Here is a 12,337-nt window from a genome sequence, read left to right on the forward strand (position 1 = left end):
CAATTTTTATTAAAGAGTTCTAAAATGAGAATACCATCTTACAGGCTATCATTACATGTACTGCTCCTTGGTTTGTTTGTTCTCACAATTGGATGTGGAAATGAACAGCAGACCAAAGAACCAGGTCCTCAAATAACGAATCCGGTATTGCCAGGCGACCGTCCAGATCCCACAGTGGTACAAGTAGGAGATACCTACTGGGCGTCGGCAACATCCAACGAATGGTCGCCGCTGTTTCCCATTTTCAAATCTACAGATTTGGTCAACTGGGAGCTGGTCACCTATGTCTTTCCGGATGGAGCACCCGACTGGGCGGAGAAAAATTTCTGGGCGCCGGAGCTGTCTTATGACAAAGAACAGGAAAAAATGTATGCCTATTATACGGCGCGGGATAAAGAAACCGGTCGGCTAAGCGTTGCGGTAGCCAGCGCTGAAAATCCTGGTGGAAGCTATACCGATCACGGTCCGCTGGTGTCGCAAGAACTGGGCTCTATTGATGCTTATGAGGCTCGGGATAAGGAGGGCAATCTGTATATGCTCTGGAAGGAAGATGGCAATAGCCAGGGAAAGCCAACGCCGATGTGGGCACAGCAGATTTCAGAAGACCGGACTGAACTGCTTGGTGAAAAGACCGAGTTATTCCGCAATGATGCTCCGTGGGAAGGTCACTTGGTAGAAGGCATCAGTATCTTCAGAGAAGGAGATTATTTTTATGCCACTTACTCAGCGGGTTCCTGTTGTGATGTGGCTTGTGATTACAAAACTGGGGTCGCCCGATCCAAGAAATTATTGGGTCCGTGGGAAAAGTATGATCAAAATCCTGTGTTAACCGATAACAAAGACTGGAAATGCCTGGGGCATGGTTCAGTGGTACCCAAAGGAGATGATTTTTATTTCTTATATCATGCCTATAGCAAAGATGGCAGTGTTTTTGTCGGACGCGAAGCAGTGTTGGAGAAGATACAATGGACCGAAAACAACTGGCCGACCTTTGATAATGATGCCCTGTACAGCCGGAGTCGAGAAGCATGGGATTTTTCGGATGACTTCCAAAAAGAGCTCGATCCGCTATGGCAGTGGCGTGTTACCCAGGATATCGATTATAAAACGGGGGAAAGCGGGCTTATGGTCCGCGCTTCGCGAGTAAATCAAGATTTGGGGACCTTATTAGTACAACCTACACGATCACTCAACTATGAAATCTCAGCAACCATAGGTCTGAGGGAAACTGGAGAGGATGCAAAAGGAGGGATTGCGTTAGTTGGTGGTGCGGATAACAGTTTTGGAGCCCCCGTGGCCGCTATCGGGATTTCCACAGATCAAAATGGCGTACAAGTTTGGCGAACCGTTAATAGGGAAACAGAAATATTAGGTGAGGCGGAGATTCCAAATTCCAGAGCAACCGTTTCTTTAAAAATGCAGGTCGCAGATGGACATGTACTTAATTTTAAGATCAATGATGGAGAAAACTGGGATTCTTTGGCCGATAGCGTGGATGCTTCGCCATTGGTTCCCTGGGGTATGGGTTTCCGATTTGGAATGGTAGCCAAAGGCGACTCAACCGTCTATGTAAATATCAGAGAATTCAATTTAACAAATACAGATTAACCGATGAATTGGGATAAACAAATGAAAATATCTTGTATAAAACTATTAGCAGTAAGTCTGTTGATGAGTCTGGCGTATGCTTGCTCGTCCTCAGATACAGAGAAACCTGATCCGGAGCCAAAGGAGGCAGGCGAGCGATGGTCAGTTGAAAAGGCCAATCAGTGGTATGAAGAGAAAGGGTGGCTTGTCGGGGCTAATTATACGCCCAGGACGGCCATCAATCAGCTGGAGATGTGGCAAGCTGAGACCTTTGATCCCGAGACTATCGAACAGGAATTGGGCTGGGCAGAAGATCTGGGTTTCAATACCATGCGGGTTTACCTGCATGATCTGGCCTGGAAGAACGATAAGGAAGGCTTTATCAAACGTATCGATCAGTTTCTGGATATTGCCGACAGTCACGATATCGGTATTATGTTTGTACTGCTGGATGGGGTCTGGCATCCCAATCCGGAGTGGGGGAAGCAACCGGAACCAACTCCTCATGTTCATAACTCCGGATGGGTTCAAAGTCCGGGGGCAGAGGTGCTCAGTGACACTACGAAGTGGGGCTACCTGGAAGATTATGTGAAGGGCGTGCTTACTGAATTTGGGGATGACGAGCGCGTTTATATCTGGGATATCTTCAATGAACCCGACAACACCAATGACCGGGCTTATGGTGATATTGAGTTGGATAATAAAAAAGAACAGGCGCTGAAACTTCTTAAAAAAAGCTTTAAGTGGGCGCGGGAAGCCAATCCAACTCAGCCTATTACTTCTGGTCTATGGTACGGGGATTGGTGTAATCCCGATTCCCTGAAAGCCATGGATAAATTCATGCTTGAGCATTCGGACGTCATTACCTTTCATGCTTATGAAGGTCCCAAGGTAATGCGCGAGCGGATTGAAGCATTAAAGCGATATAACCGTCCCATGTTTTGTACCGAATACATGGCTCGTCCGCGTGGCAGCACTTTCGAAAATGAGCTACCCGTCCTCAAGGAACATAATGTCGGAGCTTATAATTGGGGTTTTGTAAATGGAAAGACACAGACCATTTATCCATGGGATTCCTGGGATAAGGAATACACCTCCGAACCCAATCCTTGGTTTCACGATATTCTGCGTGCCGATGGAACGCCCTATGACAGCAGCGAAACAGCTTTGATTAAAGAGCATACAGTGGAATAGGAAATGCAATGTAGTATTTTAGAAATTATCTGCCCATGGCTTGCACCTTATCCGGTATATTAGCCTGTCTGCATTTTTTGTATTATTTATAAGCTGCAAGCCGAATATTAATTTCAAGAAATCCGACACAACTTTGCCTGTAGAAAAATCAGATTTTCGTTCACACGCTAATGGTAAACAGACTGACCTCTTTATTCTGCAAAATGAACAGGGAATGAAGGTTGCTATCACCAATTATGGGGGACGTATTGTCAGCTGGCTGGCCCCGGATGCGGAAGGAAAGTATGAGGATATCGTACTGGGTTTTGATAGCATTGAAGGCTACCTCAATGCCAATGAAACTTATCATGGGGCTCTTATTGGACAGTACGGAAATCGTATAGCGGATGGCCAGTTTAAATTAAATGGCAAAGAGTATAAACTGGCTATCAATGATGGATCCAACCATTTGCATGGAGGTCCTGATGGTTTTCATAACGTAATTTGGGAAGCTAATCAGCTGGATGATACCCATTTGGTGTTGCAGTACACTTCGGAGGATGGGGAGGGAGGATATCCCGGGAATCTCCAGATCCAAGTACAGTATAGGTTAACAGAAGATAATGCACTGGAAATCGACTACACTGCGGTCAGCGATCAAGCTACCATAGTTAACCTAACGAATCATGCCTTCTTTAATTTGGGCGGAGCTGCAAGCGGTACCATCAATGATCATAAATTAAGGCTGAATGCCTCTTCCTATACGCCCATTGATTCAACCCTTATCCCCACTGGGAAGATTGCCCCTGTCGAAGGCACTCCCTTTGATTTTATTGCGCCAACAGCTATTGGGGAGCAATTGTCAGAAGAGAATACACAGTTAGCTTATGGCAAAGGATATGATCATAATTTTGTGTTAGATAAAGAGCGATGGGGTCAGTTAACACAGGCCGCCAAGGTCACAGACCCGGAGTCTGGACGAACGATGGAAATACTGACCACAGAACCTGCCATACAGTTTTATGGAGGTAATTTTTTGGACGGTTCAGACACGGGTAAAGAGGGCCATCCCTATAATCATCGGACCGCTTTTTGTCTGGAACCACAACACTTTCCGGATGCTCCAAATCAACCAGATTTTCCTTCCACCGTGTTACGCCCGGGAGAAATATACCACTCTTTATCAGTCTATAGATTTCTAACAAGCCAATAATATCGTTATGCTGAGCACTTTTTTTAAGAAACGACTCCTGCCTGCCGTTACACTCCCTGACGCGGAGTGCGCACTGCACCTGGCTGAAGCGTACCTGGAAGCCGATCTTAACGTCATGGAAGTGACCTTTCGAACACCAGCAGCAGCGACTGCAATATCAGTTATAGCAAAAGAGTATCCGGAAATACATATAGGGGCAGGCACGATATTGTCGGTGAAAAATTTAAAGGCGGCGGCTAATGCCGGAGCGGAATTTGGTCTAGCTCCTGGTTTTAACCCGAGCATAACAGATAAGGCCATCGAATTGGATTTCCCCTTTATTCCGGGTGTGATGACTCCCTCTGAAATAGAGAGAGCTTTTACTGCTGGATTTAAAGTGTTAAAAGTTTTTCCAATAAAGAGTGTGGGCGGGGCTAATTATCTAAAAGCACTGGAAGGTCCTTATGCGCATACGGATTTACAATTTATCCCGATGGGAGGGGTAACCCACCAGAATATGAATGCTTACTTAAACCACCAATCAGTGTTGGCTGTGGGTGGTTCGTGGCTAAGTCCATCTAACCTCATCCAGAATAGAGAGTTTAAAAGTATCACGAAGGTTGTCCGGGAATCGATAAGTGCTATGAATGTTGATTGAAGAAGTAATTCAAACCACCGTATAGTAGAGCAGCAGGGCCATGGCAAATCCTGTTAAGGATACAATAGTTTCCATTACCGTCCAGGATTGAAGGGTCTGCTTTTCGGTAAGACCCAAGTACTTATTGACGAGCCAGAAGCCACTGTCATTAACGTGAGATAAGATACTTGCTCCGGCGGCGATAGCGATTACAATGAGGGCTTTTTCTGGTGAAGTGAGGTCAAATTCACTGACAATGGGAGCCACCATCCCTGCTGAGGTAACCATGGCAACGGTCGCTGATCCCTGTGTAACCCGGATGATGACCGCCAGCACATAGGCTAAAACAATAGGGGCGACCTGGTACGCCAGGATCGTTTGAGCCAGGGCCTCACCGACACCACTGTCAATTAGTATTTCTTTGAAAACCCCACCTGCACCTGTAACCAAAATAATGAGGCCGGCCGGTGCGAGGGCTTTATCAGAAAACTTGAGCACTTCTTTGCCGGAGAATCCTTTGCGGTATCCCAGAAAATAAGCAGCTACCAGCGTTGCAATGATCAATGCAATAAAGGGGTGCCCCAGAAATTGAATCAAATTGATCCAGAACGAGTTTTCTGCTACTATCTGATTGGATTGCATGATATCAAAAATAGTGGCATTGACGATCAGGAGAAGAGGGAGTAAAATCACTAAGAGAATAATAAAGAAGTCCCATTTCTGTTCGCTCACCGATCCGCTTCTTTCGGGAGTTTCACTAAAATCGGGAGGAGAAACATCAATTTTATTACCAATATATCGGCCAAAAACAGGTCCGGCTAAAATGGCGGCGGGAATGCCCGTTGCAAATCCAAAAATGATGACCCATCCAAGAGAAACGTCCATAATTTCTGCAACGGCTGTAGGCCCCGGGGTGGGAGGGATGAATGCATGGGTGACGGCGAGTCCTGCTAAAAGCGGAATGGCGTAGAAGAGGGTAGATCGATTGGCTTTTCGGGCTAATGCATAAACAATGGGGACTAGGATGATAAACCCTACATCCAAAAATACGGGTATGGAAATAATAAAACCGGTGAGGGTAAGTCCCCAGGAGGTGCGTTCTTCTCCAAATATTTGGACGATATTTCGAGCCAGGGCTTCAGCACCACCGGAAACCTCGAGTAGTTTTCCAATAATGGAGCCTAAGCCTACAATGATGGCGATGAATCCCAGGATGCCGCCCATCCCTTCTTGAATACTGTTGAGCACTTCTTCAAAGCCCATGCCGGCCCCTAAGCCCACAAAGGCACTGGCAATTAGCAAGGAGATGAAAGCATGAATTTTAAGCCTCATCACCAGTACAAGAAGAAGGATAATAGCAATAAGTGTTATCAGAAGAAGGAAGATAGGCTGACTTATCATAATTTAGTTTTGTTGGTTTAAAATAATAGAGTGGGCTCGTGAAATAATGTTATCTGAAACCGACGGGTCGGCCTGCGTATAACGGAGCTTTAGAAAATCTAAAGCCTTTGCATAATATTTCTGCAGCCTTTGGTTGCCCGCAAGTACAATAGTCCCTATTTGTTTTTGATCGAGGTCCTTAAGTTCGGTGCCAATGAGTAGGCCACTTAGGTAATCGATGCTATCAGTCGGGTTGGTTTGGTTAAGGATATCATGGGCTCTGATAGAAAAAAGATTGTGGAGCAAATTCTCATTAGAACAAGCGTTAACACCTTTTGTAAATGCCGGGCCGGGATCTGTTTTAGAATGTTGTTTGACCGATTGGGAGAGGATGCTCTTGGACAATAGTAAATCAAAAAGCTCGCCGGTCATATATGTTTTGAAGTCGGTCACGGCTTTATCTTTAACCCAGACATGTTTGCTATGAGTGCCGGCCAGTATATAGCATCCCCTTTCGATATCGAGAGTTGCAAAGAGGCCCACAAGTTCAGTCTCTTCTCCGCGCATTACATCAGATTGGGTGCATAAACCGGATACAAGATACGTTCTATATGGAAACTGAGAGGTCGATTCAAGAGTTTTGATATGTAGATTAGGATAATCCAACTGAAATGGCAGATTGCTGTAGGGCAGCTCTTGGATGCCCATAGAGGAAGAGGCCATACCAGAAATTACCAGAGGCAACCGGTCTGTATTTGGGCCACTTTCTTTTTTCAATTCATCAATCTGTTGCTTTAGAAAAGACTGGTAGTAGTCGATTCTATTACTCTCAACTTCTAACCACTGGTCGTGGATCTTTTTTATGCCGAACGAATTAGAAAGACGGGCAATAGTTTTGCCGGTATTTATATTGACAAGCCTGAGACGAAAAGAAGATGTACCCCAGTCGCAGCTTAGGAAATGCCGGGTGCTATGCTTGTTTTCGTTATCCAGGACAGGGGCTACCATTCTGTTATAGATCCATCTTCATTGCGCCAGATTGGATTATGCCAATCGTGGCTTTGTTGAGCCGCTTTTTTTACCTTTTTTTCATCAATCTCTATTCCCAGTCCCGGGCGATCATTACGTTCTATATACCCATCCTTAACCTCAAAAATATCTGGATCAACAAGGTAATCCAGCAGGTCCATACTGTCATCATGATAATGAATACCGAGACTAGTCTCCTGGATTAACGCATTGGGAGAGCAAAAATCCAGTTGTAATGCTGAGGCAAAGCTGATGGGGCCCAGCGGACAGTGTGGTGCAATGGCTACATCATAGGTTTCGGCCATAGCTGCTATTTTGCGCGTTTCCCAGATACCGCCGGCATGGCTTAAGTCCGGTTGGATGATATCCACATATCCTCCTTCAAGTAGAGGTTTAAAGCCCGATCTCCCATACAGCCGTTCACCTGTTGCCAGTGGAGCAGAGGTATACTGGCTCAATACGTCCAGCGTCGCCAGGTTTTCGGATAAGACCGGCTCTTCGATGAACATCGGTTGTAATGGATCTAATTCTGCTACCAATCTTTTGGCCATGGCTTTTCGAACGCGACCATGAAAATCAAGACCGATGCTTATATCCCAGCCTATTTCATCACGAATGTGAGCAATTTTTTGAACGATGGTTTCTATCTGCTGGGGTGTTTCCAGCCACTTTACTTTACCCACGGCATTCATCTTGACATGCTGAAATCCCATTTCCTGACGCTGGCGGATAGCATTAATCAATTCCGAAGGTTTATCGCCACCTACCCAGGAATAAACCTGCATTTTATCACGAACGGCACCTCCGAGCAGTTCATAAACAGGTACGTCCAGGCTTTTGCCCTTGATATCCCACAGTGCTTGTTCTATACCTGATATTGCACTCATTAAAACCGGGCCGCCTCTATAAAAACTACCCCGGTAGAGCATTTGATAAATATCTTCAATATTGCCGGCTTCATGGCCGATTAAATTTTGGCCTAATTCTTTAACCGCAGCAGCCACGGTATCAGCTTTACCTTCCACAATAGGTTCGCCCCATCCAACAATGCCATCCGAAGTGGTTATTTTCAAAAACAACCACCGGGGTGGGAGCTTAAATAGTTGCAGCTCTTTAATTTTCCTCATCATAAAAACTTTTTCCCATTTTATTTCGGTACATTATAATTATTGCATGCTCCTTGAGCAAAAATCTTTTAATGCCACTTGAAAGTAGCTAAAAGAATAGTATATTGGAAGACATATGTTATCGATAACATATGTCTTTTGTTTTATAGACTAAAAATTAATTTTGCGATATATAAATATTACCTTGTCGAATTGTGATCTTCTACGAATGCTAACAGCGAAACATTAAGACTGCAAATTTTTTTAAATCGTATGGCTTTTACTACACTCGATATCATCGTCTTTTCCCTCTATTGTGCGCTCATTATTGGGATTGGGCTTTGGGTTTCCCGCGATAAGGAAGGACATCAAAAGACCGCTGAAGACTATTTCTTAGCGGGTAAATCATTGCCATGGTGGGCCATAGGTGCCTCGCTTATTGCCGCCAATATTTCGGCAGAGCAAATCATCGGGATGTCCGGATCTGGTTTTGCCGTTGGCCTGGCCATTGCCTCGTACGAATGGATGGCTGCCATCACGCTGATCATTGTGGGAAAGTATCTGCTGCCCATTTTCATTGAAAAGAAACTTTACACCATACCTGAATTCGTTGAACAGCGTTTCAACACAACACTGAAAACCATTTTAGCCGTTTTCTGGATTGGATTGTTTGTTTTTGTAAACCTGACCACCGTTATGTTCCTGGGAGCAAAAGCAATAGATACGATTATGGGAACGGGAGACGGGAGCCTGCTTGTCTATGCTCTTGTCGGCTTGGCAGTAATTGCCGCTGCTTATTCATTGTACGGTGGGCTTTCAGCAGTGGCATGGACCGATGTATTGCAGGTGGGGCTGCTGGTGATAGGTGGGCTGGTAACGACCTTTGCAGCGCTCTATCATATTACGCCCGAGGGAGGTATTCTCAACGGCTTTAGTCATTTGTACGAGGTGGCAGGCGATAAATTCAACATGATTTTGAACAGGTCCAATCCGGAGTTTAACAACTTACCGGGTATAGCGGTACTTATTGGTGGTATGTGGGTGGCGAATCTCTACTATTGGGGATTCAACCAGTACATTATCCAACGGACCTTGGCTGCAAAATCACTTAAAGAGTCTCAAAAGGGAATTATCTTTGCTGCTTTTCTGAAAATTATCATCCCACTGATCGTCGTTATTCCCGGAATTATCGTTTATGTGCTCTATGCACAGCCAGAGGGTACCGCTCAAATTCCCGGAATCATTGATGTATTTAAGAATCCGGATGGAAGTATCGAGTACGATAACGCTTATCCATGGCTCATGAAGGTATTCTTAACGCCTGGATTCCTGGGTTTAGTAGTAGCAGCGCTTGCAGCGGCCATTGTCTCATCACTGGCTTCGATGCTTAACTCGGTAGCCACAATATTCACAATGGATATTTATCTTCCGTATATTAATGAAGATGCTACTGATAAGCAGACCGTGAATATGGGTCGTATTACGGCTACGGTAGCCCTGCTGGTTGCTGTTTTTCTGGCCCCGCAATTGCGGACCGTTCCGCAGGTATTTCAGTATATTCAGGAGTACACCGGATTAGTGAGTCCGGGCATTTTAGCCGTATTCCTAATGGGACTGTTTTGGAAGAAAACAACCACCAAGGGAGCTATTTATGGGGTGCTATCGTCCATTGTTATTGCATTGGCACTTAAGTTGGCACCACTTGGTCTTCCATTTTTGGATCAGATGTACTACACGCTCATTCTGACCATCGTAATTATTGCCGGAGTAAGCTTGACGACGAATCCGCATGATGAAGATCCCAAAGCTATTCATACCACTGCTGAAATGTTTAAGACGGGTTCATCATTTAACATCGGCTCATATATTATACTGGTGTTGGTGGCCGTACTGTATGCGGTATTTTGGTAAGTAAAAAAATATTGAAGAATTAGATTTGATTAGATGAAACAGTTGATCAAAGAGATACAAAGTGAATTTCAAAATCATTTTACCGGTAACTATCTGCTGGTTAATTCTCCGGGGCGTGTAAACCTTATAGGAGAACACACCGATTATAATGAAGGATTTGTTCTGCCGGCAGCCGTTGATAAGAGTATTGTTCTGGCCATTTCAGCCAATGATACACAGACAGCAAGAATTTATGCCACTGATAAAGAACAGCTTTATAAAGCTGATATCTCAAGTGAAATTAAAAAATCAGATAAAGAATGGCCTAATTACCTGCTGGGCGTAGTTGATCAACTTCGTAAGCATGGCTATGAGGTAGGCGGTTTTGATTGTGTTTTTGGGGGTAATGTACCTATTGGAGCGGGTATGTCATCATCGGCGGCCCTCGAAGGCGGTGTTTTATTCGGCTTGGCCCAGTTATATGATTTGGAAATACCTCCTGCGGAGATGGCCCAGATCGCCCAAAAAGCTGAAAATGAATTTGTGGGTGTGCAGTGTGGTATCATGGATCAGTTTGTAAGCCTGAATGGAAAGGAAGGCTATGCTTTAAAGCTCGATTGCCGGTCATTGGAGTATGAGTTTTATCCCTTTAAACGGGATGATATCCGTATTGTACTATGCGATACGGGCGTCCGACGAGAGTTGGCTTCCTCTGAGTACAATGTCCGACGCTCGCAGTGCGAAAAAGGGGTATCGGTTTTACAGAACTTTGATCCTGATATTCAAAGTCTTCGTGATGTAGAATTAGAATTTCTGCTGGCCCATGAGTCGGATTTGGATGAGACCGTTTTTCGGCGCTGTAAGTTTGTAGTCGAAGAAAATAAGCGGGTACTACAGGCCTGTAATGATTTGGATAAGAATGATATCCTGTCATTTGGCCAGCGCATGTATCAATCCCATGCCGGACTTCGCTATGAATATGAAGTCAGCTGTGATGAGCTGGATGCCCTAGTAGATATTGCCTGGAAGATAGAAGGCGTATTTGGCTGCCGTATGATGGGAGGAGGTTTTGGTGGATGTACAATCAATTTGGTTAAGGAGCAGAATCTGGATCATTTTATTTCAGAGGTATCTGAGCAGTATCTGGAAAAATTGGGGCAAAAAGTAAAGATCTACCAGATGAAGGTAGCAGGGGGGACGCATCTTATTCATAATTCCGAAGTCAGCATTAATGCCCAAACTTCAAGCTAATTTTAAGAGTCTATAGTTCATGTCGTTAGATTTATCGAATCATCCGCACCGCCGCTATAATCCACTGACAGGAGAATGGATCCAGGTTTCACCGCACCGGGCCAAGCGTCCATGGCAGGGCAAAGAGGAAGAGAGTTCGGGTAGCGAAAAGCCCCAATATGATCCTGATTGTTACCTGTGTCCGGGCAATGACCGGGCCGGGGATGCACAAAATCCCGACTATGATTCAACATTTGTTTTTACGAACGATTTCAGTTCACTGAAGCCGGATGTGCCTCCAGAATCGCAAAATACTAATGACCTGTTGATAGCCAAAGGGGAGAGAGGTATTTGCCGTGTGATCTGTTTCTCGCCCCATCACAACTTGACCCTCCCGGAGATGGAGCTTTCGCAAATACGGGAGGTAGTAGATCTTTGGACCAGGGAATATGCTGAACTGGGAGTTCGTGACTACATCAACTACGTGCAGATTTTTGAGAATAAAGGTGAGATCATGGGGTGCAGCAATCCGCATCCACACGGACAAATATGGGCACAAGAAACCATTCCCGGTGAGTCGGCCAAAGAGTTAAAGCAGCAGAAGGACTATTACGAGCAGCATGGACAAACATTGCTTAGTGACTATTTGAAGCTTGAATTGGACCGTGAAGAACGTGTGGTGGCTGCTAATGATCATTTTGTGGTATTGGTGCCATACTGGGCCTTTTGGCCTTTTGAAACGCTGCTGGTAAGTCGCCGCCCCTTTGCACGCTTTACCGACATGACTGAAGAAGAAAAAGAGGCGTTGGCGGATATCATTAAGCAGATTACGGTTCGGTATGACAATATTTTTGAGGTCTCATTTCCCTATTCAGCGGGCTTTCATCCGGCGCCCACCGATGGGGAGAAGCATCCGGAATGGCATTTCCATATGCATTTCTATCCACCACTGTTACGATCAGCTACGGTCAAGAAGTTCCGGGTGGGCTACGAGATGCTGGGGAACCCGCAAAGGGATATAACGCCGGAGTCCAGCGCACAGCTTATTCGAGAGGTTTCGGGTATCCACTATAAAGTTAAATGAGGGCTCTTTTTAACCCGGAAGCTATTATT

The 12,337-nt window shown here is 45.1% G+C and carries 10 protein-coding genes; 7 read left to right on the forward strand and 3 right to left on the reverse strand.

Annotation, left to right across the window (positions count from 1 at the left end; genetic code table 11):
• Positions 1 to 24: 24 nt before the first annotated feature.
• From J6I44_RS14730 to eda, 4 genes are all read left to right on the forward strand, one after another.
• Positions 25 to 1,608 carry a family 43 glycosylhydrolase gene (locus J6I44_RS14730; protein WP_265766915.1) on the forward strand — a complete coding sequence of 528 codons (1,584 nt, stop codon included), beginning with the start codon at positions 25 to 27 and terminating at the stop codon, positions 1,606 to 1,608.
• A 21-nt stretch (positions 1,609 to 1,629) separates the two neighbouring features.
• Positions 1,630 to 2,781 carry a cellulase family glycosylhydrolase gene (locus J6I44_RS14735; RefSeq protein ID WP_265766916.1) on the forward strand — a complete coding sequence of 384 codons (1,152 nt, stop codon included), beginning with the start codon at positions 1,630 to 1,632 and terminating at the stop codon, positions 2,779 to 2,781.
• 133 nt (positions 2,782 to 2,914) lie between these two features.
• Positions 2,915 to 3,973, forward strand: a complete 1,059-nt coding sequence (locus tag J6I44_RS14740; RefSeq protein ID WP_265766917.1) for an aldose epimerase family protein — start codon at positions 2,915 to 2,917, stop codon at positions 3,971 to 3,973.
• Between the two features lie 7 nt (positions 3,974 to 3,980).
• Complete coding sequence (gene eda, locus J6I44_RS14745) at positions 3,981 to 4,610, forward strand: bifunctional 4-hydroxy-2-oxoglutarate aldolase/2-dehydro-3-deoxy-phosphogluconate aldolase (protein ID WP_265766918.1); 630 nt, start codon at positions 3,981 to 3,983, stop codon at positions 4,608 to 4,610.
• A gap of 9 nt (positions 4,611 to 4,619) precedes the next feature.
• Here the strand turns inward: eda and J6I44_RS14750 are convergent, their stop codons facing one another.
• The 3 genes from J6I44_RS14750 to dgoD are packed head-to-tail and all read right to left on the reverse strand — an operon-like array spanning position 4,620 to position 8,125.
• Positions 4,620 to 5,990, reverse strand: a complete 1,371-nt coding sequence (locus tag J6I44_RS14750; protein ID WP_265766919.1) for a GntP family permease — start codon at positions 5,988 to 5,990, stop codon at positions 4,620 to 4,622.
• 3 nt (positions 5,991 to 5,993) lie between these two features.
• Positions 5,994 to 6,977 (reverse strand): 2-dehydro-3-deoxygalactonokinase, encoded by a 984-nt coding sequence (locus tag J6I44_RS14755; protein WP_265766920.1) that lies wholly within the window; start codon positions 6,975 to 6,977, stop codon positions 5,994 to 5,996.
• Entirely contained in the window at positions 6,971 to 8,125 is a 1,155-nt protein-coding gene (gene dgoD / locus J6I44_RS14760; protein WP_350356712.1) for a galactonate dehydratase, read from the reverse strand. Before dgoD ends, J6I44_RS14755 begins: the two co-directional genes overlap by 7 nt.
• 252 nt (positions 8,126 to 8,377) lie before the next feature.
• Here dgoD and J6I44_RS14765 point away from each other — a divergent pair, with 252 nt between their 5' ends.
• The 3 genes from J6I44_RS14765 to J6I44_RS14775 are packed head-to-tail and all read left to right on the forward strand — an operon-like array spanning position 8,378 to position 12,308.
• Positions 8,378 to 10,015 (forward strand): sodium/sugar symporter, encoded by a 1,638-nt coding sequence (locus J6I44_RS14765; protein ID WP_265766922.1) that lies wholly within the window; start codon positions 8,378 to 8,380, stop codon positions 10,013 to 10,015.
• A 33-nt stretch (positions 10,016 to 10,048) separates the two neighbouring features.
• The gene (locus J6I44_RS14770; RefSeq protein ID WP_265766923.1) at positions 10,049 to 11,245 is read left to right on the forward strand and encodes a galactokinase; all 1,197 of its coding nucleotides are present in this window, start codon (positions 10,049 to 10,051) and stop codon (positions 11,243 to 11,245) included.
• 19 nt (positions 11,246 to 11,264) lie between these two features.
• A complete protein-coding gene (locus J6I44_RS14775) occupies positions 11,265 to 12,308 on the forward strand; it encodes a UDP-glucose--hexose-1-phosphate uridylyltransferase (protein ID WP_265766924.1) in 1,044 nt (347 codons plus the stop codon).
• Positions 12,309 to 12,337: the final 29 nt, after the last annotated feature.

Source organism: Fodinibius salsisoli, assembly GCF_026229185.1.
In the GTDB taxonomy this organism is placed as follows: domain Bacteria; phylum Bacteroidota; class Rhodothermia; order Balneolales; family Balneolaceae; genus Fodinibius; species Fodinibius salsisoli.